Annotated in this window: 18 protein-coding genes; 11 read left to right on the forward strand and 7 right to left on the reverse strand. The window is 66.4% G+C overall.

The features are described 5' to 3' along the window. The first annotated feature begins 5 nt into the window (after positions 1–5). From ABD866_RS13695 to ABD866_RS13740, 10 genes are read left to right on the forward strand one after another with little or no spacing between them, the layout of a single operon-like run. A complete protein-coding gene (locus ABD866_RS13695) occupies positions 6–806 on the forward strand; it encodes a HisA/HisF-related TIM barrel protein (protein ID WP_345066184.1) in 801 nt (266 codons plus the stop codon). After that, positions 803–1,810: a Gfo/Idh/MocA family protein gene (locus tag ABD866_RS13700; protein ID WP_345066187.1), complete on the forward strand. Its 1,008-nt coding sequence runs from the start codon at positions 803–805 to the stop codon at positions 1,808–1,810. The genes ABD866_RS13695 and ABD866_RS13700 overlap by 4 nt, the downstream gene beginning before the upstream one ends. Next, entirely contained in the window at positions 1,807–2,520 is a 714-nt protein-coding gene (locus tag ABD866_RS13705) for an acylneuraminate cytidylyltransferase family protein (protein ID WP_345066190.1), read from the forward strand. The genes ABD866_RS13700 and ABD866_RS13705 overlap by 4 nt, the downstream gene beginning before the upstream one ends. Next, positions 2,517–3,320, forward strand: a complete 804-nt coding sequence (locus tag ABD866_RS13710) for an SDR family oxidoreductase (protein ID WP_345066193.1) — start codon at positions 2,517–2,519, stop codon at positions 3,318–3,320. Before ABD866_RS13705 ends, ABD866_RS13710 begins: the two co-directional genes overlap by 4 nt. 44 nt (positions 3,321–3,364) lie before the next feature. Beyond that, positions 3,365–4,327, forward strand: a complete 963-nt coding sequence (locus ABD866_RS13715; RefSeq protein WP_345066196.1) for a class I SAM-dependent methyltransferase — start codon at positions 3,365–3,367, stop codon at positions 4,325–4,327. Positions 4,328–4,355: 28 nt separating this feature from the next. Further along, entirely contained in the window at positions 4,356–5,384 is a 1,029-nt protein-coding gene (neuB, locus tag ABD866_RS13720) for an N-acetylneuraminate synthase (protein WP_345066198.1), read from the forward strand. Then, on the forward strand, positions 5,381–6,520 hold the full coding sequence (gene neuC / locus ABD866_RS13725) for a UDP-N-acetylglucosamine 2-epimerase (protein WP_345066200.1): 1,140 nt from the start codon (positions 5,381–5,383) through the stop codon (positions 6,518–6,520). The genes neuB and neuC overlap by 4 nt, the downstream gene beginning before the upstream one ends. After that, on the forward strand, positions 6,510–7,127 hold the full coding sequence (locus ABD866_RS13730; protein ID WP_345066202.1) for an acetyltransferase: 618 nt from the start codon (positions 6,510–6,512) through the stop codon (positions 7,125–7,127). The genes neuC and ABD866_RS13730 overlap by 11 nt, the downstream gene beginning before the upstream one ends. Further along, the gene (locus ABD866_RS13735) at positions 7,124–8,629 is read left to right on the forward strand and encodes a DegT/DnrJ/EryC1/StrS family aminotransferase (protein WP_345066203.1); all 1,506 of its coding nucleotides are present in this window, start codon (positions 7,124–7,126) and stop codon (positions 8,627–8,629) included. The genes ABD866_RS13730 and ABD866_RS13735 overlap by 4 nt, the downstream gene beginning before the upstream one ends. Before the next feature lie 28 nt (positions 8,630–8,657). Further along, positions 8,658–10,424, forward strand: coding sequence for a polysaccharide biosynthesis protein (locus tag ABD866_RS13740; protein WP_345066206.1), 1,767 nt, complete (start codon positions 8,658–8,660; stop codon positions 10,422–10,424). A gap of 33 nt (positions 10,425–10,457) precedes the next feature. Here ABD866_RS13740 and ABD866_RS13745 read toward each other — a convergent pair whose 3' ends face one another. Further along, on the reverse strand, positions 10,458–11,090 hold the full coding sequence (locus ABD866_RS13745; RefSeq protein WP_345066209.1) for an LON peptidase substrate-binding domain-containing protein: 633 nt from the start codon (positions 11,088–11,090) through the stop codon (positions 10,458–10,460). Positions 11,091–11,154: 64 nt separating this feature from the next. On the opposite strand from ABD866_RS13745, the gene ABD866_RS13750 reads away from it, so the two are divergent. Then, positions 11,155–11,715 (forward strand): YggT family protein, encoded by a 561-nt coding sequence (locus ABD866_RS13750; RefSeq protein ID WP_345066212.1) that lies wholly within the window; start codon positions 11,155–11,157, stop codon positions 11,713–11,715. Between the two features lie 293 nt (positions 11,716–12,008). Here ABD866_RS13750 and accD read toward each other — a convergent pair whose 3' ends face one another. Genes accD through ABD866_RS13780 form a run of 6 tightly spaced genes read right to left on the reverse strand, consistent with a single transcriptional unit; the run spans position 12,009 to position 19,236 of the window. Continuing rightward, positions 12,009–12,881, reverse strand: coding sequence for an acetyl-CoA carboxylase, carboxyltransferase subunit beta (accD, locus tag ABD866_RS13755; protein WP_345066215.1), 873 nt, complete (start codon positions 12,879–12,881; stop codon positions 12,009–12,011). Positions 12,882–12,936: 55 nt separating this feature from the next. Next, positions 12,937–13,746 (reverse strand): tryptophan synthase subunit alpha, encoded by an 810-nt coding sequence (gene trpA / locus ABD866_RS13760; RefSeq protein ID WP_345066218.1) that lies wholly within the window; start codon positions 13,744–13,746, stop codon positions 12,937–12,939. Further along, the gene (trpB, locus tag ABD866_RS13765) at positions 13,743–15,029 is read right to left on the reverse strand and encodes a tryptophan synthase subunit beta (protein ID WP_345066221.1); all 1,287 of its coding nucleotides are present in this window, start codon (positions 15,027–15,029) and stop codon (positions 13,743–13,745) included. The genes trpA and trpB overlap by 4 nt, the downstream gene beginning before the upstream one ends. Next, entirely contained in the window at positions 15,026–15,796 is a 771-nt protein-coding gene (locus ABD866_RS13770) for a phosphoribosylanthranilate isomerase (protein WP_345066224.1), read from the reverse strand. Before ABD866_RS13770 ends, trpB begins: the two co-directional genes overlap by 4 nt. Then, the gene (gene truA, locus ABD866_RS13775; protein ID WP_345066227.1) at positions 15,793–16,602 is read right to left on the reverse strand and encodes a tRNA pseudouridine(38-40) synthase TruA; all 810 of its coding nucleotides are present in this window, start codon (positions 16,600–16,602) and stop codon (positions 15,793–15,795) included. The genes ABD866_RS13770 and truA overlap by 4 nt, the downstream gene beginning before the upstream one ends. Before the next feature lie 57 nt (positions 16,603–16,659). Next, a complete protein-coding gene (locus ABD866_RS13780; RefSeq protein WP_345066230.1) occupies positions 16,660–19,236 on the reverse strand; it encodes a motility hub landmark protein FimV in 2,577 nt (858 codons plus the stop codon). Between the last annotated feature and the right edge of the window lie 143 nt (positions 19,237–19,379).

The raw sequence follows: 19,379 nt of genomic DNA on the forward strand, positions 1-19,379 counted from the left end.
CCGACATGCTCAAGAAGCGCCTGGTTTTCACGCTCCTATACGACGGTGGCTCGTTCATGCTCAGCCGCAACTTCCGGCTTCAGAAGGTGGGCGACCTGCGTTGGCTGCAGCGGCACTATGACTTCTCGCGCATCGCCTTCCACATCGACGAGCTGATTGTGTTGGACGTGACCCGCGGCGTGCGCGACCCGGTCCGCTTCTGCGACACGCTTAAGGCCCTGACTGAGGGCTGCTTCGTCCCGATCGCAGCCGGTGGGGGTGTTCGCAGCCTGGAGCATGCGCGGCAGCTGCTGCGCAGCGGCGCCGACAAGGTGGTAATTAACACCGCGCTGCACGAGCAGCCCGACCTGGCCGTTGAGCTGGCCGAGGACTTTGGTCAGCAGTGTGTCGTCGGTGCAGTCGACTTGCGTCGCGATGCCGACGGTCAGCCACGCGCATGGGTCGATAGAGGTATGCGGGCCTTGCCTGGCAGCGCACTGGATGCGATGGCATGGTTGCGCAAACCGCATATAGGTGAGCTCTATCTCAATTCGATGGACCGCGACGGCACCGGGCAGGGCTATGACATGGGCCTTCTCGACCTTGTCGCCCCGCATTGCAGCGTGCCGATCATCCTAGCCGGCGGCGTGGGCAACGCGTTGCACCTGCTGGCCGGTCTTGCCGACGCTCGGGTGGACGCCGCCGCCACGGCGCACCTGTTCAACTTCATCGGTGACGGGCTGGCGCGCGCCCGCCAGCAGATCGTCGCGGCCGGGCAAACCATGGCCAGTTGGCCGCCAGCATCGTCCCTCGGAGCCGCCGCATGAAGCGCGTGCTGGTGCATGGCCTTGGCAGCATCGGGCGGCGTCACCTGCGCGTGATCCGCGCCGCTGACGCTACCATCGAACTGGCGGCCCTGAGCGAGCATGGCAGCCAGTTGCACCCCGGCGAGAGCGGCGTGCCTGTGTTCCGGTCCATGGCGCAGGCGCAGGCATTCCGCCCTGAGGCCGTGGTGGTGGCCAATGCGGCTGTCGGGCATGTTGAATCGGCGATGGCTTGGTTGCGTGCCGGAGCTCATGTGCTGATTGAAAAACCGCTGGCCGCTGCGTTGGACGGTACGGCGGATCTGGCAGCGCTGGCGCAGGTCTGCGGGCATGTGGTCCAGGTGGGCTATAACCTGCGCCATTCACCGGGCCTGCAGCAGATGCGCGCCTGGTGTGGCGCGCGTCGTCTGGGGCGCGTCCATTCGGTGCGGGCCGAGGTGGGCCAACACCTGGCCACCTGGCGGCATGGTGCCGATCCGTTGCGCAGCGTGTCGGCCCGGCGGGCACTTGGCGGCGGCGTGCTGCTGGAACTGAGCCATGAGATCGATTACCTGCAATGGCTGCTGGGCCCGGTGGCGTGGGTTTCGGCACACCTGATGTGCCAGGGCGGATGGGACATCGATGTTGAAGACAGCGCGCTGCTCACGCTGGGCTTTGCCGGTACGGACGGCTGTGTCGCTGCGCTGCAGATGGATTTCGTGCGGCATGACGCCACGCGGCGCTGCACGTTGATTGGCGACGCGGGTAGCCTCCAGTGGGACGCACTGGCAGGCCGCCTGCAGGCGCGCCTGGCTGGGTCGGCCGACTGGGATCTGTTGCCGACGGAACCGGGCGGACGCGACGCCACCTACGCGGCGCAATGGGCTGGGTTTGTCACAGCGTGTGCCGGCCAAGGGGCGCCCGCGGTCACGCTGGCCGAAGGCGTTAGGGTGCTACGTGTGGTCGAGGCCGTGCGCCACTCCTCGATGCTCGGTGGACAGCGGGTGCCGGTGGAGGCTGCGCCATGAGTGGCGATGCGGTCGCTTTCATCTTCGCCCGGGGTGGCTCCAAGGGGCTACCGGGCAAGAACATCCGCCCGCTGTGCGGCAAGCCCCTGCTGGCCTGGTCCATCGGCCATGCAAAGGCGTGCCCAGGCATCCGCCGTGTGATCGTTTCCACCGATGACGTTGAGATTGCCGCCGTCGCGCGTGAGCATGGTGCTGAGGTTCCGTTCATGCGGCCGGTCGAACTGGCCCTTGATGCCGCACCCGAATGGCTGGCCTGGCAGCACGCGCTGCGCTGGCTGCAGGCGGACGAGGGTGACCTCCCTTATGCGATGCTATCGGTGCCAGCGACAGCGCCGCTGCGCACGCCACAGGACCTCGCGCAATGCCTGAACCGCTTCGCTGCGGGCGATGCCGACGTGGTGGTCACGGTGAGCGAGGCGCACCGTAATCCCTACTTCAACATGGTCACTCGCGGCACAGACGGTCTAGTGCAGGTCGTCACGCCTCTGCCAGCTGGCGTTTCGCGGCGACAGGATGCGCCTGCTGTGTTCGATATGGCGACCGTCGCCTACGTGGCACGGCCGGCCTATGTGCTGCAGGCCATGCGCCTATTCGACGGGCGTGTGGCGGCCGTCGAGTTGCCGCGCAGCCACTGTGTGGACATCGACACCCTTGAGGATTTCGAGTGGGCCGAGTACCTGATGCATCGGCGCCTGGAGGTAGCTTCATGAGTTGGATCGACGCGTTGCGGTTTGATGGTGGGCGTGTGCTGATCACCGGCGCCGCCGGTGGCATCGGCAGGTGTCTGGCCCGTGGCTTTGCCGAGCTGGACGCGCAACTTCTGCTGATCGATCGGCCCGGCAGCGACTGGGCGCCAGTGCATGCGGCGCTGGTGACGACCGGTGGCCGCGCACCGCAGATTATCGAGTGCGATCTCGAGGACCAGGCCGCGCGCCAACGCCTGATCGACGCTCAGTTCGCTGAGCCGGCGCCGCTGTCGGCACTGGTCAACAACGCCGCGTTTGTGGGCACTTCCGGCCTGCGCGGATGGGCGGTTCCCTTGGGGCAGCAGAGTGTGGACACGTTCCGCCGTGCGCTGGAGGTCAACCTGACTGCGGTCTTCCACCTGTGCCAAGGCCTGGCGCCTGCGCTGGCGCGCGCGCCGGAGGGTGGCGCCATCGTCAACATCGGCTCGATCTATGGTGCGCTCGGTCCGGACTGGAGCCTCTACGAAGGCACCACGATGAGCAACCCGGCCGCCTATGGCGCTTCCAAGGGGGGAGTGATCCAGCTCACGCGCTGGCTTGCGACCACGCTGGCGCCGGCGGTACGGGTCAACGCGGTGTCGCCCGGCGGCATCCTGCGCGGCCAGCCAGAATCGTTCGTGCGGCGCTACGAGCGGCGCACACCTCTGGGCCGCATGGGCACCGAGGACGACATTGTTGGGGCAGTGCTACATCTTGCGAGCGGCTGGGCGCGCTACACCACTGGCCAGCACCTGCTGGTCGATGGTGGCTGGAGCGCCTGGTAGGCCCGTCTGTGCCCCGAAACGACGCAAACACGAAAGGACCCGCCATGACCCGTCTGGACACAGAGAATGCCGCCTCGCTGCACCAGCAGCGCCAGCAGATGTACGAGGCCATCGACCGCTATCGCAATTCCTTCGTGGATCCGCTCACCGGACTGCTTCGCGCCGACCGGTTGGAGCAACGCGCGTGCCCGGTCTGTGGCGGCACTGCGCAGCAGCGGCTGTTCATCAAGAACGGCGGGCAGTACATGCGCTGTGGCGACTGCGCGATGGTATTCCTCAACCCGGTGTTCACGGATGCGGCGCTAGCCGACTACTACCGCCACAATAACGCTGCGCAGGCGATAGCGCACGAATCGGAGGCGGCCTTCTATCGCCGCATCTACGGTGTAGGTTTGGACTTGGTACAGCGTTATGTCGGCACCGGTGATGTGCTGGACATCGGTTGCTCGGGCGGTTTATTCCTGGACGTCGCCCGCGAACGCGGCTGGAAAACCTTTGGCATTGAGCTTAACGAACAGGAGGTTGTGATCGCACAAGGCAAGGACCATCAGGTTTGGAACTGCGAGATCGCCGATCTGCCCGTGGACCGCCGCTTTGCCTTGATCAGCCTGTGGGATGTTTTCGAACACATCAAGGACGGGGTGGGTTACTTGCGCATGCTGGCGGGCCTGCTAGCACCTGGAGGCCTGGTATTCATGCAGATCCCCAGCGCCGACTCGCTGGCCGCGCGCATCATGCGCGAGCAGTGCAACGTATTCGATGGCTTAGAGCATGTGAACCTGTATGGCGAGGTCACCATTGGCCGGACAGCCGAGCGCGCGGGCTATGAGATCGTGGCGGTCGAATCCGTGATCGACGAGCTGAAGCCGCTCATGAACTTCCTAGGCTATGAGCATCCCTATCAGGGCTCGTTCCAGCCGCAGCCTAGGCTGGATTTCCTCACGCCGGAAGTGCTCCATCACCGTAAGTTGGGTTACAAGTTACAGGTGCTGATGTGCCTACGATGACCGTTGCTACCCTATCAGCGGAGATCGAGTGCCGAAAGTTTTTGTAATCGCAGAGGCTGGCGTCAACCACAACGGCGATCTGTCCAAGGCCTTCGCGCTGTGCGATGTGGCCCGGGCCGCAGGCGCCGACGCGGTGAAGTTCCAGACCTTCCGCGCCGCCGATTTGGTGGTGCCCGGCGCGCCGATGGCCGAGTACCAGTCGCGCCAGACCGACGAACAGGACCAGTTCGCCATGCTGGAAAAACTGGAGCTCAGCGAGGTCCAGCACGAACAGATCCGCGACCACTGCGGGCGCATCGGCATCGAGTTCTTCTCAACGCCGTTCTCGGTTCCCGCGGTGGACCTGCTGCTGCGCCTGGGTGTGCGCCGGCTCAAGCTGTCGTCTGGCGAGCTCACCCACCGCCAGTTGGTGGAACACGCCGCAGCTACGCAACTGCCGCTGTTGTTGTCCACCGGCATGGCCACACTCGATGAGACCGCTGAGGCACTGGCCTGGGTGCGCGCCGCGCGCGGCCATCTGGATGAGGTGACCGTGCTGCACTGCACCTCGGCCTACCCGGCCGAGGACGCCGCCCTCAACCTGCGCGCCATGCAGCACATGGCCGATGTGCTGGGCGTGCCCATCGGCTACTCCGACCACAGCCTGGGCATCGAAGCGGCGCTGGCCGCCGTGGCCCTGGGCGCCACCGTGATCGAAAAACACCTTACGCTCGACTGCGGCCTGCCCGGCCCCGACCATGCCGCCTCGCTCGACCCCGCCGGCTTCGTGCAGATGGTGCAGGGCATCCGCCGCGTGGAGGCCATGCGGGGCGATGGCATCAAGGCGCCGCGCCCCGAAGAACGCGACACCGCCCGCGTAGCACGCCGCAGCGTGGTGGTGCAGGCCGACCTGCCCGCCGGGGCCACGCTGCAGGCAACGCAGCTGGCCTGCCGCCGCCCGGGCACCGGCATCGCGCCGCGCGATCTGGATGCACTGCCCGGACGCCGCTTGCGCCACGCGGTGACAGCCGGCACCGTGCTGCAGTGGTCCGACCTGGAACCGGAGAGCGGTGCATGAGCGCGGTGCGCCGCATCGCCTACCTCAGCGGTACGCGCGCCGACTTCGGCCTGATGTGCGAAACCCTGCGGCGCATCCACACCGACCCGGCGCTGGCGCTGTCCGTGATCGCCACCGGCACCCACCTCAGCGCCGCCCACGGCCACACGGTGGACGAAATCCGAGCCGCGGGCCTGACGGTGGCGGCTGAGATACCGGTGGATGTGCTGACCCGCACCCCCGCCAGCATGTCGCAGGCGATTGCGACTTGCCTGCAGCACATAAGCATCTGGCTGGAAGCCGAACGCCCGGACCTGCTTTTGCTGCTGGGCGACCGCGGCGAGATGCTGGCCGGCGCTCTGGCCGCGTTGAACCAGGGTGTGCCCACGGTGCACCTGCACGGCGGTGAACGCTCGGGCACGGTGGACGAACCGGTGCGCCACGCCATCAGCAAGCTCTGCAACCACCACCTGGTGGCCACCGAAGGCTCGCGCGAACGGCTGATCCGCATGGGCGAAGCGCCCGAACGCATCCATGTGGTCGGCGCCCCCGGGCTTGACGGTCTGACCGCACTGGCCGCAGGCGAACGCGCGGACGCCCTGCAGGCGCTGGGCCTGCCGGCCGGCCGGGCCTTTGTGCTGGTGGTGTTCCACCCGGTGGTGCAGCAGGCGGCCCAGGCCCGCGACCAGACCCTGGCCCTGCTGGACGCCGTGCAACGGCTGGCGCTGCCGGTGCTATGGCTCGAACCCAATGCCGATGCCGGCGCCCATGGCGTGCTGCAAGCGCTCGACGAACACCCCTTGCCCGCCGGCTCGCGGCGCATTGCTCACCTCGGACGACCGCTGTTCTCGCAGGCCATGCGCCACGCCGCGGTGATGCTGGGCAATTCCTCGTCGGGCATCATCGAAGCGGCGAGCTTCGGCACCCCGGTGGTCAACGTCGGCGACCGCCAGCGCCTGCGCGAGCGCAACCCCAACACCACCGATGTGCCGGTGGAGGCGAACGCCATCGCGACCGCACTGAAGCAGGCGCTGGACCACGGACACCACCCGCCCGACAACCGCTATGGCGATGGCCAGAGCGCTGCGCGCATCGTGCGCCTGCTGCGCGAGCTGCCGCTCTCGGCCGATGTGCTGGAGAAATGCAATGCCTACTGATGCCCTGCTGATCTTCGGCGCCGGTGGCCACGGCCGGGTGGTGGCGGACGCCGCACGGGCTGCGGGCGCCACCGGCCTGCTGGCGTCGGACCGCAACCCGGCTCTGTGCCAGGGCGAGCTGCTTCCGGGCATCCCGCTCCATCGGCCAGACGCCCCGACCCCCGCACAGGCCACGGCACTGCACGTAGCCATTGGCCACAACGCCGCCCGCGAACGCGAGAGCCTGGCGCTGGGCCTGCAGCGGTTGCACACAGTCTGCCACCCCGCGGCCTGTGTGTCACCCTTCGCGCAACTGGGCGCGGGTTGCTTCGTCGCGGCACAGGCCGTGGTGGCGCCGGGCGCGCGGCTGGGCCTGGGCGTCATCGTCAACCACGGCGCCGTGGTTGACCACGACTGCCGAATCGGCGACTTCGCCCACATCGCGCCCGGTGCAGTGCTCGGCGGCGACGTGCAAATTGGTCCTGGCGTTCTGATTGGTGCAGGCGCCGTGGTGCTGCCGGGCCGCTCGGTGGCCGCCGGCGCCGTCGTCGGTGCGGGCGCCGTGGTTTGCGACAACATCGATTTGCCGGGCTCCTGGGTGGGTGTGCCGGCCAGGAGGAAGGCATGAACCCCACCGATTTCCAGGCCCTGATGGTGGCTCCCGAACAGCCCTTGCACGAGGCGCTGCGGCGCTTGGACGGCACCGGGCGTGGGCTGCTGCTGGTGGTCGATCCCGAAGGCCGGCTGCTGCGCACCGTCACCGACGGTGACCTGCGCCGCGCCCGCCTGCAGGGTCTGCCCGACAGCGTCCCCGTTAGCCAGCTGCCGGGTCACCCCCCTCACGTGGTGTACGAAGACGCAACCGCTGCCGCCGTGCTTGCATTGATGGACCAGCACCAGATCGACCATATCCCTGTGCTCGACGCTACGCAGCGGCCGGTTGACCTGGTGTTCCGGCGCGAACTCACGCAGCGCATCTGGCTGTCCTCGCCCCACCTGGGCGAGGAAGAGACCGCCTTCGTCGAAGAGGCCTTTCGCACCAACTGGATCGCGCCACTGGGCCCGCACGTGGACGCTTTCGAGCGCGAGGTTGCGGCGGAGGTGGGTGTGGGCCATGCGGCAGCCCTGAGCTCGGGTACCGCCGCCATCCACCTGGGGCTGCAACTGCTGGGCGTGCAGCCCGGTGACACGGTGTTCTGTTCCTCGCTGACCTTCGTGGGCAGTTGTAACCCCATCCTGTACTGCGGCGCACGGCCGGTCTTCATCGATTCCGAGCCCGCGACCTGGAATATGTCGCCGGCCGCCCTGGAACGCGCCTTCGCCTGGGCCCAGGCCCAGGGCCGACTGCCGCGTTGCGTGATCATCGTCAACCTGTACGGCCAGAGCGCTGACATGGACGCGCTGCTGCCAATCTGCGAGCACTACGGAGTGCCGGTGCTGGAAGACGCGGCCGAGTCGCTGGGCGCCCGCTACAAGGGGCGTGCTAGCGGCAGCTTCGGCCACCTGGCGGTCTATTCTTTCAACGGCAACAAGATCATCACCACCTCGGGCGGCGGCATGCTGGTGGCCAACGACCCCACGCTGGTAGCGCGGGCACGCCACCTCTCAACCCAGGCGCGCGAACCGGCGCGCCACTACGAGCACACCGAGGTGGGCTACAACTACCGCATGAGCAATGTGCTGGCCGGCATCGGACGCGGCCAGCTGCGCGTGCTGCAGCAGCGCGTGATCCAGCGCCGCGCGGTGTTCGAGCGTTATCGCGACGCCCTGGCCGACCTGCCCGCCGTTCGCTGGATGCCCGAACCCGAAGGCCACCACGCGACCCGCTGGCTGACCTGCTTCACCCTGGTCGGCCCGCGCGCCAGCCAACGCTGCAATGCGCTTATGCGCTCTATGGAGCGGCACCAGATAGAGGCACGTCCCGTATGGAAGCCCATGCACCTGCAGCCCCTGTTCGCTGCGGCTCCCTACTTCGAGCACGCACTCGGCCACGATGTCTCGCGCCAACTGTTCGAGACCGGCATCTGCCTGCCCTCGGGCTCCAACCTAAGTCCTGAGCAGCAGGACCGGGTGATCGCCCACCTGCGCTTGGTGTTGGAGAAGGACGAGGTGAACCGTGCACTGGTCTAGGCAGGCCCTTCTCGCCGCGCTGATCGACTTGGCTCTGCTCGCCACCGCCTGGTGGCTCGCCTTCTGGCTGCGTTTTAACCTCGACATGCCCGATGATTTTCAGGCGATGATGGTGCACGCCCTACCGGTACCACTGCTGGCCTACTTCTTCAGTCTGCTTGGCTGGCGCGTGTATCGCCACATCTGGCGCTACACCAGCGTAGCGGAGCTGATTCGCTTGGTCTTTGGTGTTGCCATGGGTGGTTTGCTCGTTGCCGCTACCGTTCTCATGCTGCGCGTGCCAAATTTCCCGCGATCGGTGCTGCTCTTGCATCCCATGCTGGTGCTGCTGGCGCTTGGGGCCGTGCGGATACTTGCACGACTGCTGTTGAGTGGGGGTACTCAGAGCGCAGCGCAGGGCAAGCCGCTATTGCTCGTGGGGTCTGTCCAGGATGCTGCCATCGCATTGCCCGCTTTGCGCAGCGCTCACCAGTGGTCGGTGGTGGGTATCGTGAGTCCACTCGCAGTGGAGCGTGGGCGCTCGCTACAGACGGTCGAAGTGCTGGGTGCACTGGACGAGTTAGCCCGTATCGCGCGTGAGACTGAAGCTTCGGCCGCCTTGGTGGTCAGTGCGCCCGGTTCAGTTGCACGACGCGAGGCTTTGGTGGGCGCTAGCGAAGCAGGTTTGCCCTTGCTTACCATGCCTCGCCCGGATGAATGGCTCAGGGCGGAGGCAGGAACCCTGCGCAAGCTGGAGCTGGACGATCTGCTAGGCCGTGCTCCTGTGGCATTGGACGAAAAAGGTCTTTCGCAGTTGCTCGCCGGGCAGACGGTACTCATCACCGGTGCTGGGGGGTCCATAGGCTCCGAACTGTGCCGGCAGGTCGCCCGCTTTGGCGTTGCAAAACTGGTGTGCCTGGATGTTTCAGAGTACGCGGTCTACCAGTTGGAGCAGGAATTGCGCGCAGCCCACCCGCAGATGCGGGGGCTGTACTACACCGCCAACGTGCGTGAGCCGCAGCGGTTGCTGGCCATTGCGCAGGCGCATCTCCCAAAGGTGGTGTTCCATGCAGCGGCCTACAAGCATGTGCCCTTGATGGAAGACCTCAACGAGGTGGAGGCTCTGCGCACCAACGTGGAGGGTACGCTGAACGCGGCCCGTGTGGCAGGGCAGGTGGGTGCGTCGCGTTTCGTTCTGGTGTCCACTGACAAGGCGGTCAATCCGACGAATGTGATGGGGGCCAGCAAGCGTCTGGCAGAGCTTGTCATGCAGGGCGTTGCACGCATGCATGGCACGACGCAGTACGTGGCCGTTCGCTTCGGGAACGTCCTCGGATCGAGCGGCTCTGTCGTCCCGCTGTTCACGCAGCAGATTGCCCGTGGCGGTCCTGTGACCGTCACGCATCCGGACATCGTGCGCTACTTCATGACCATTCCGGAGGCGGCGCAGCTCGTGCTGCAGGCTGGCTTGATGGGGCAGTCGCGGCAGATTTTTGTGCTGGACATGGGCGATCCAGTCAAGATTGTGGACCTGGCGCGCATGATGATCCGGCTGTCGGGCAAGACGGAGGGGGAGATTCCGATCAGCTTCACGGGCTTGCGGCCCGGCGAAAAGCTGTTTGAAGAACTGCTGGCCGACGACGAAACGACGGAGCCGACGCCGCACCCGAAACTGCGGGTGGCCAAGGTGTCAGGGCTGCAGTCGGTTGATGTCGAGGCCGTGTGCCGCTGGATCGACAATGCGGGACCGGCCCCGGATGGAGCCGCCCTGCGCCAGTGGTTGCAGTCGCAGGTGCCCGAGTACCGGCCGCGCTAAGACCGATCTCTCCAGGCGTTCAAGCGGCCCGGGTCATGCTGAGATGCCCGACTGTGTCAGCACATCGCCGACCAGTTCCAGTCGCAGCAGGGGATTATCGAGTTCCAGCAACTGCTGCTTGATGGCCACGGGCAGGGGCAGCAGTTCGCACCATCGGTTGGCAAGCCAGCCGCAATCGCTCCACTGTGGGGGCGCGGTCGAAAGGGCAGTACTGGCCGCCTCAGCCGATTCCAGCTTCTTGAACAGATGGGCGAGCGCTTGGGCGGCGTTTTGCAGATCCTGCGGCACCGCGACGGATGCGTCGGCTGGCAGCAGTTCCACATCCGCCACCCACAGCCCGTGCTTGAGCTGCTCACTGCGCTGGATGCGAAAGCGCTGCCCACCGGCCACACGCACGAGCATCAGTCCGGGCTGGGGTGTTTCGGCGCTGGCGATCTGGGCCAGCGTTCCCACCGAGGCGATGCTCTCGGGTGCCGAGCCCGCCTGCCGCACCTCGTGGCCCTGGGTCAGTGCGACCACGCCGAACGGTGCGCCTGCCTTCAGACAGCGGCGGATCATGTCGAGATAACGCACCTCGAATACGCGCAAAGGCAGTACGCCGCCAGGAAAGAGCACGGTACCCAGCGGAAACAGCGGAAGGGATTGGAGCGTCAAAGGCACAGTCACGGTAGGGCCCAGAGATGTGGCCGCTATGATCGCATGAGCTCTCTTGCGCTTCAGGCCGCCAGTCATGTTTCAACAGATATTCACTCTGCTTCTCGATGTCGCCGGCGGCTTGCTCACCGGTGCCTGCCTGCTGCGTTTGTACATGCAGCGCCAGCGCATTCCATTTGCCAACCCCATCGGGCAGTTCGTCTTTGCGCTCACCGACTGGGTGATTCTGCCGCTGCGCAAGCTGGTGCCGCCGCTCGGGGCCTGGGATGTGGCCAGTCTGGTCGCAGCGCTGCTGGTGCAATTGCTGCAGTATCTGCTGCTGGCTTTGGTAATTGGTCTGGGTGTGGGGGGCTGGACCTGGCTGCCCTGGCTGGCCGTGTTTGGCATGGCACGGGTGGCGCTGTCGGGGATGATCGGGCTCATGATCGTGTATGCGGTCATCTCCTGGCTGCAGTCGCAGTCCCCGCTGGCCGATGTGATCGAGCGCTTGGTGGCCCCGGTGCTCAAGCCGTTTCGGCGCTTCATCCCACTGGTCGGTGGTATTGACTTATCGCCCCTGGCAGCGCTGCTGCTGATGCAGGTGCTGATGATCGTGCTGGGGCATCTGCAGGCGAGCGTGCTGGGCGCTGGCTTCTGAGCCTGACCCTGGCACCCGCACCGGCGGGCCTGGACGGACAGGCTCGCATGGTGACTGGCTCGCAGTGGGTTTGGATGTCAAAATGGCTGCTCGTGCTTGAAAGTCAAGCACGAGCAGCTATAAATTTGATAGCAAATTCGCGTGGTGCCGGCGCGCCCGTCATCCCTCGTAGGGCGCCGCCGCACTCCCTTGGCACCCTCGCTGCAGGCGAGGGCGTTGGAGCGATGGTGCTTTTTTAGCGTGCGGTCTGCCGCGAGCCCAGCAGCGCAGGGCCCTGTTGGCAGTGCGCCCGATCAGATCACCGCGTCGGCCGGCAGGCGCTGCAGCATGGCCAGGCTGCGTGCGACGGTGTTGCGCAGTTCACGGCGGTCGCAGATGAAATCGACGGCGCCTTTTTGTTGCAGGAATTCAGCGCGCTGGAAGCCCTCGGGCAGGGTCACGCGCACGGTGGATTCGATCACGCGGGGCCCGGCGAAGCCGATCAGCGCCTTGGGCTCGGCAATCACGATGTCGCCCATGAAAGCGAAGCCCGCGCTCACACCGCCCATGGTGGGATCGGTGAGCACGCTCACATAGGGCAGGCCTTTTTTGGCCAGCCGGGTGAGGGCGGCGTTGGTCTTGGCCATCTGCATCAGCGACAGCAGGCCTTCCTGCATGCGAGCGCCACCCGTGGCAGTAAAGCAGATGAAGGGCACCTTCTGCTCGATGGCGGTTTCCACGCCGCGCACAAAGCGCTCGCCTACCACGCTGCCCATGCTGCCGCCCATGAAGTCGAATTCAAAGCAGGCGGCCACCACGTTCACGCTCTTGACCGAACCGCCCATGACCACCAGCGCATCGGTTTCACCCGTGCTCTCCAGCGCTTCTTTCAGGCGTTCGGGGTACTTGCGGCTGTCCTTGAACTTGAGCGCGTCCACCGGCAGCACTTCCTGGCCGATCTCGTAGCGGCCTTCGGCGTCCAGAAACCCGTCGAGCCGCGCACGCGCGCCAATGCGGTGGTGGTGGCTGCACTGCGGGCAGACGTTCTGGTTCTGCTCCAGGTCGTTTTTGTAGAGCACCGTCTCGCAGCTCGGGCACTTGATCCACAGGCCTTCTGGCACCTGGCGGCGCTCGGTCGGGTCGGTCTGCTGGATTTTGGCGGGCAAGAGTTTTTCAAGCCAGGACATGCGGGTTCTCCTTGTGTCTGCGGCCGCCGCCCGGGTGGGGCGGCGCCGGGCAGCATTATGCGTCCAGTGCCTTGCGGATTCCGCGCAGGAAATCCACGGTCACCGGGACGACTTTCTCGTGCGGCTGGTCTTCGATCAGCTGGATGATGCGGCTGCCGATGACCACTGCGTCGGCCACGCGCCCGATGGCCTGCGCGGTTGCGGCGTCGCGGATGCCAAAGCCCACGCCTACCGGGATGCTCACATGCTGGCGGATGCGCGGCAGCATGGCCTCGACCGCGGCGGTGTCGAGCGCACCCGAGCCCGTCACACCCTTGAGCGAGACGTAGTACACGTAGCCGCTGGCCACGCGGGCCACCTCGGCCATGCGTGCGTCGGTGCTGGTGGGGGCGAGCAGGAAGATCAGGTCCATGTCGCGCTCGCGCAGGCGGGCGGCGAAGTCGGCGCACTCTTCGGGCGGGTAGTCCACGATCAGCACGCCGTCCACTCCAGCTTCGGCAGCGTCGCGCACAAACGCCTGGGTGCCATGCACCTGGTCGTAGCGCTCCACCGGGTTGGCGTAGCCCATCAGCACTACGGGCGTGCTCTGGTTGCGCTTACGAAACTCTTGAACACAGGCCAGCACTTCGCGCATGCCCACGCCCAGGGTCAGCGCCTTTTCGCCAGCGCGCTGAATGACCGGACCATCGGCCATCGGGTCCGAAAACGGCACGCCGAGTTCGATGATGTCGGCCCCAGCCTCGACCATGCCGTGCATCAGCGCAGGGGTGATGTCGGCGAACGGGAAGCCGGCCGTCACGTACGGAATCAAAGCCTTGCGGCCCTGGGCCTTGAGGGCCGAGAGGGTGGAGGCGATGCGGCTCATGCGGTCACCCCCTTGATCACGAACTCGCCGCCCTTGACGGGCTGGTTGCGGCAGCTTGGGCGGCAGTAGAAGTCGGCACCGCTGAGGTCGGCCACCGTGCCGATGTCCTTGTCGCCGCGCCCCGACAGATTGACGAGGATCGACTGATCGGCGCGCATGGTCTTGGCGAGCTTCATGGCGTAGGCAATCGCATGGCTGGATTCCAGCGCCGGGATGATGCCTTCGGTGCGGCACAGGTAGTGGAAGGCGTCGAGCGCCTCCTGGTCGGTCACACCCACGTATTCAGCACGACCGATTTCCTGCAGCCACGCATGCTCAGGCCCAACGCCGGGGTAATCCAGCCCCGCGCTGATGCTGTGCGTTTCGGTGATCTGGCCGTTGGCATCCTGCAGGATGAAGGTGCGGTTGCCGTGCAGCACGCCCGCGCTGCCGCGCTGCAGCGAGGCCGAGTGCTTGCCGCTGTCCAGGCCTTCGCCCGCGGCCTCCACGCCGATCAGGCGCGTGCCGGTGTGCGGGATGTAGGGGTAGAAAATGCCCATGGCGTTGCTGCCGCCGCCCACGCAGGCCAGCACGGCATCGGGCTGCTTTGCGGGCAGTTGCTGGGCCGCGAGCATGCCGGGCATCTGTTCCAGGCATTCCTGCCCGATCACACTCTGGAAATCGCGCACCATCATCGGATAAGGGTGTGGGCCTGCCACAGTGCCAATGATGTAGAACGTGTTGTCGACGTTGGCCACCCAGTCGCGCATGGCCTCATTGAGTGCATCCTTGAGCGTCTTGCTGCCCGACTCGACCGGCACCACCGTCGCGCCCAGCAGCTTCATGCGGTACACATTGGGGCTCTGGCGCTTGACATCCTCGGCACCCATGTACACGACGCACTCCAGGCCATAGCGTGCACAAATGGTGGCTGTGGCCACGCCGTGCTGGCCGGCGCCCGTTTCGGCGATCACGCGGGGCTTGCCCATGCGCTTGGCAAGCATGGCCTGGCCGATCACGTTGTTGATCTTGTGTGCGCCTGTGTGGTTGAGATCCTCCCGCTTGAGGTAGATCTGCGCCCCACCCATTTCGCGGCTCATGCGGGCTGCGTGGTACACGGGCGATGGACGGCCGACGAAGTGTTTGAGTTCGTATTGGAATTCCGCCAGAAACTCCGGGTCGTGCTGGTAACGCGCATACGCGTCGCGCAACTGCTGGATCGCGTGGGTGAGCGTTTCGCTCACGAAACTGCCGCCATAAGGGCCAAAGTGGCCGGCGGCATCAGGCTGCTGGTAATTCATCATGGGATTGCGGCACAAAAGGCATCGGCTGCACGCACGGCAGACACGAAGCGATGGATCTTGTCGGCGTCCTTGATGCCTTTGAGGGGACGCCCCTCGGCATCGTCGGCTTCCACGCCGGAGCTCACGTCAACGGCCAGCGTCTTGCAACGCGGCCGCAGCGTGGCAATGCCATCGGTCACGTTTGCAGGCGTGAGTCCACCAGACAAAACGAGGTGAGAGTCGACGCTTGGTGGAAGGAGTGACCAATTGAATGCCTTGCCGCCCCCGCCGTAACCGTCGACATGGGCGTCGAGCAGGATGGCCTGGGCTTCGGGATAACTAGCCGCATATTGTAGAAGGTCGAAGCGGGCGCCCGCCTCGCCCAGGGGAATGCGGGCAGCGCGCACATAGGCGCAGCCTGCGGCCTGGGCCCAGGTTGCGCATTGCTCCGGCGTTTCGTCCCCATGAAACTGCAGCAGCGCCCCAGGAACCGCGTGTGCCGACGCCAGCAACGCCTCTCGGGTCGGGTTGACGAACAGCAGCACGGGCGTGACAAACGGCGGCAGACGGCGCGAGAGCACCGCGGCCCGTTCGGCCGTCACCGCACGGGGGCTTGGTGGGTACAGCACGAAGCCAACCGCGTCGGCTCCTGCCGCAACGGCGGCGTCCACATCCTGCTCGCGCGTCAGGCCGCAGATTTTGATGCGCGTGCGGAGTGTCGCCTGCCCTGCGGAACTAGGGGCTGTGGCGGGGGCGTCGAGGCGGTGGAGAGCAGGGGGGGAACTCATGGTAACCAATCATACGCAGGCACCCGGGTGGGCAGCCCCCAGTGCGCGTCGTAGACTGGTCCGAGAAAATACAAGCCGTCCGGTGCGAACGTGGGGGCTGCCGCGTCGCGCGAGCGCGCCGCCAGCACCTCACGCATCCAGCCAGCCGGCTGGCTGCCCTGGCCGATGGCGATCAGGCAACCCATGATGTTGCGGATCATGTGGTGCAGGAAGGCATTGGCTTCGAACTCAAAACGCCAGTAGCAGGCATCGTCGTCCCCCATGGGGGTGGCCGGGCGGCGGCTGATGCGGATCTGGTGCATGGTCTTGACCGGCGTATGGGCCTGGCAGGCGGCCGCTCGGAACGACGTGAAGTCATGCTCGCCCAACAGCGTGGCCGCAGCCTGCTGCATGGCCGTTTCGTCCAAGGGCTGAAACACCCACCCGACGCGACCGGCCTCCACGCTGGGGCGCACGCGGGACTGCAGCAGCACGTACGCGTAGCGGCGCGCCACCGCGCTGGCGCGCGCATGGAACGCGTCTGGAACGACACGCGCCCACTGAACGGCTATGTCGGGCGGCAAAAACGTGTTGGTGCCACGCACCCAGGAGTTTTCTGTCCGATTCAGCGGCGTGTCGAAGTGCACCACCTGCATGAGCCCGTGAACGCCCGCGTCGGTGCGGCCTGCGCACAGCGTGCTCACGGGCTGCGCAGCAAACCGGCCGAGGGCCTTTTCCAGCTGGTCTTGTACGGTGTTGCCTGAAGGCTGGCTTTGCCAGCCGTGGTAGCGTGTTCCGCTGTAGCCTACGCCCAGGGCCACTCTCATGCCAATCGCTCCCTGCCGGGGCGCTGCGTTGGCAGGGGGACTTCGCCCCCGCAACGATCAGCCAAGTTCCGACAGCAGGCGCTGTGCCCGAGTGCGCAGCGCGCCCGTGGCTTCCGCAACCACCTCTTCCACCAGGGTGCGGGCCCCATCGGTATCGCCGATCGCGTTGAATTCCTCCGCCAGGGCCAGTTTGGTAGCCAACGGGTCCTCTGGTGCAGCCTCGGCGTCGTCGTCGCTGTCGACATCCAACGCAGGCTCGACGGCGGCGGCCGTGCTGAGGTCGGAGGGGACCGTCGGCATCGGTGCTCGGGCGGTGTTGAGGTCCAGCGACAAATCACCCAGGTCGAACTCCATGGGAGACGAGTCTGGCGGATCGGCCTGCAGCGGTACAGGCCCCGACGGCGCCATGCTCAGCTCGTCGGCGGTGGCCTGCATGCGGTCGAGCAGATCCACTGGTTCAGTGGGCGCAGGGGCCGAAGCGGAATCCAGCGACGGAAGGTCGAGATCCAGTGAGGGCTCGGGGGGCAGGGCGTTGGCTGCTGCAGCTGCCGCTGCTGCGAAGCTGCTGGGTGCTGGCGCCGGGGCTGGTTCGCTCAGGGCATCTCCTGGCAATTCCAGGTCCAGATCCAGATCCAGATCGGGCGGGAGGGCCTCGACCGACGGAGCCGCTACGGCTGCAGCAGCACCGACGCCCACCGCTGCCGCCACGGCCACCCCAGGACGCCCACCGGGTTGGTAGAGCGGGTTGCCACTGTCGATGTCTCGTCCAAGTTCTACCACACGCGCCCAGTCAGGACCTTCCCCTTGCGTGAGCTTGAACACTTCGCCTGCCACGACTTCCAGCGCCTTGCGGTCCTGGCGCTTGGCATAGATTTCTGCCAGCTTGACATGGATGGACACGCGTGCCGGGTTGTGGCGAACGGCTTCCTTCAGGATTTCCTCAGCCTGGAGGTCACGTCCATAGGCCAAGTACACGTCGGCCTCGGCAACCGGGTCCACGTCTCCTCCAGCATCGAGCTGGCTCGGCGAATAGGCCATGGACGAGCCTGTGGTCATGTCACTGCCAGACGTATCCACGCGCTGGCCACCGCTGGAGCCGAAGAAGGAGTCCGGCTGGATACGGCTTTCCATGAAGGAACTGTCCACGCCTGCGCCCGCGCGGCGTCGCTGCACCACACGGTAACCGCCGTAGCCGATCAGAGCCAGCAGAGCCAATCCCAGACCGCCGAGCATCATCGGATCTTCCGTCAGGGTGTCGAGGAAGCTGGGCTCTTCGACAGGGGCTGGCGGAACCACCGGAGGCCGCGCCGGTGCGGAGGCCGCAGCCGCGGGGGCCGCTGCAGGTGCGGCTTCTGCTGCGGGAGCAGAGGCCGCCTCAGCGGGCACGGAGGCCGGAGTCTCTGGCGCCGACACCACGGGTGCGCTGGCTTCCACGGCCGGGGCCGGTGTGCTGGCGGGCGCCGATGCGGCCGGAGGTGTTGCCACAGCCACGGGGGCCGCGATGCCCGGCGCAGCAGGCGCACTTGCGGCGGCCGGGGTGCCCGCCGGTGCAGAGGCAGCCCCCAGCTTATTCAGGTCGGAAATATTCTTCGACAACTCGGCCATGCGGGACGCATTGTCCTGGGCCTGCTTGTCCTTGGCGATCTGGTCTTCGGGCGCTTTCTGGCCCTGCACCGCGCCTTTGGACAGCGTCAGCCGATCGGGCGCGGCGGTTGCCGGTTTGCGATCTTCGACCCGAGCCTGCACCTTGCCGGCGGCGCTGCGGTCTGCACCTGCCACCTCGGGCGTGGGGGCTGCACCTGCGAGATTGCGTCGGAAGGCGTTGAAGTCGCGGCTCTGGGCGGCCAAGATCTGCCGTGCCTCCGGCGCTGGGGTGGCCTGCGCGGCGCTCTCGTCGGGCATCTGCAGGACGGCCCCAGCCTTGAGCCGGTTGACATTGCCCTGGATGAACGCGTCCGGGTTGGCTCTGAGCATCGCGACCAGCATCTGGTCGAGCGAAACGCCGGACGGACGGTAAGCATTGGCCAGCTTTCCTGCCGTGTCTCCGCTCTGCACCACCACGCCGCCTGCTGGGGCCTGGGCCGCTGGAGCCGCCACACGCGGCGCTGCGGCAGGACGAGCGGCCGCAGGCGCAGGCTCAGCCCGAACAGCAGGTGGCGCCACCACGGCCGGTGCACTCGGTGGCGGCAGTTGTGCTGCAGCAGTCACTGCGGGAGCGGGGCGGCGCAGCGCTGGCGGATCGAACAGCATGGTGTAGCTGCGCGTAATACGCCCCGTGCCCCAGTTGGCTTCCAGCACGAAGTCCACGAAGGGTTCGTTGACGGGGCGATCGCTGCTCAGCCGCAGAAACGCTGTACCGTCGGCACGGCGCTGCAGTTGCACCTGCAAGCCATTGAGTGCCGACGAGTAGTCCATGCCTTGGGCTTTGAAGACTTCAGGCGCTGCAGGGGCGACCTTGAGGGTGTCGGCCTCTGCGGCGGTGATTTGCGGCACATCGATTTCGGCGCGCAGCGGCTCGCCCAAGGCCGACTGGACAGTGATGCGCCCCAGCGCCAGAGCGGCGGCATCCCCGGAGTAAAAGCCGGCGGATGCGACGGCTGCGGCCGCCAGCACAGAAAATTTCCAACGATGCATGTGCGCGATGAGCTGAAGAGGTTGGCCGGCGCGGTCGAGCGGTCGTGTTGTTCTCATGGTGTGATGTCCCCGCCCCGGCCGTGAAAATATGTAAAAAGCACCATAGCAGCAATGTTTTGCACTGACAAGCTGAGGTGCCACGG

The sequence above is a fragment of the Acidovorax lacteus genome, assembly GCF_039540375.1.
Taxonomy (GTDB): domain Bacteria; phylum Pseudomonadota; class Gammaproteobacteria; order Burkholderiales; family Burkholderiaceae_C; genus Acidovorax_G; species Acidovorax_G lacteus.

Excerpts from the sequence above, each read along its gene's own strand:
- trpA (WP_345066218.1), bottom strand. The coding sequence starts at position 13,746 with ATGAGCCGCATCGCCTCCACCCTCTCGGCCCTCAAGGCCCAGGGCCGC.
- ABD866_RS13715 (WP_345066196.1), top strand. The coding sequence starts at position 3,365 with ATGACCCGTCTGGACACAGAGAATGCCGCCTCGCTGCACCAGCAGCGC.
- ABD866_RS13770 (WP_345066224.1), bottom strand. The coding sequence starts at position 15,796 with ATGAGTTCCCCCCCTGCTCTCCACCGCCTCGACGCCCCCGCCACAGCC.
- ABD866_RS13700 (WP_345066187.1), top strand. The coding sequence starts at position 803 with ATGAAGCGCGTGCTGGTGCATGGCCTTGGCAGCATCGGGCGGCGTCAC.
- ABD866_RS13730 (WP_345066202.1), top strand. The coding sequence starts at position 6,510 with ATGCCTACTGATGCCCTGCTGATCTTCGGCGCCGGTGGCCACGGCCGG.
- neuC (WP_345066200.1), top strand. The coding sequence starts at position 5,381 with ATGAGCGCGGTGCGCCGCATCGCCTACCTCAGCGGTACGCGCGCCGAC.
- ABD866_RS13705 (WP_345066190.1), top strand. The coding sequence starts at position 1,807 with ATGAGTGGCGATGCGGTCGCTTTCATCTTCGCCCGGGGTGGCTCCAAG.
- trpB (WP_345066221.1), bottom strand. The coding sequence starts at position 15,029 with ATGATGAATTACCAGCAGCCTGATGCCGCCGGCCACTTTGGCCCTTAT.
- ABD866_RS13750 (WP_345066212.1), top strand. The coding sequence starts at position 11,155 with ATGTTTCAACAGATATTCACTCTGCTTCTCGATGTCGCCGGCGGCTTG.
- accD (WP_345066215.1), bottom strand. The coding sequence starts at position 12,881 with ATGTCCTGGCTTGAAAAACTCTTGCCCGCCAAAATCCAGCAGACCGAC.
- ABD866_RS13695 (WP_345066184.1), top strand. The coding sequence starts at position 6 with ATGCTCAAGAAGCGCCTGGTTTTCACGCTCCTATACGACGGTGGCTCG.
- ABD866_RS13780 (WP_345066230.1), bottom strand. The coding sequence starts at position 19,236 with ATGCATCGTTGGAAATTTTCTGTGCTGGCGGCCGCAGCCGTCGCATCC.
- ABD866_RS13710 (WP_345066193.1), top strand. The coding sequence starts at position 2,517 with ATGAGTTGGATCGACGCGTTGCGGTTTGATGGTGGGCGTGTGCTGATC.
- ABD866_RS13735 (WP_345066203.1), top strand. The coding sequence starts at position 7,124 with ATGAACCCCACCGATTTCCAGGCCCTGATGGTGGCTCCCGAACAGCCC.
- truA (WP_345066227.1), bottom strand. The coding sequence starts at position 16,602 with ATGAGAGTGGCCCTGGGCGTAGGCTACAGCGGAACACGCTACCACGGC.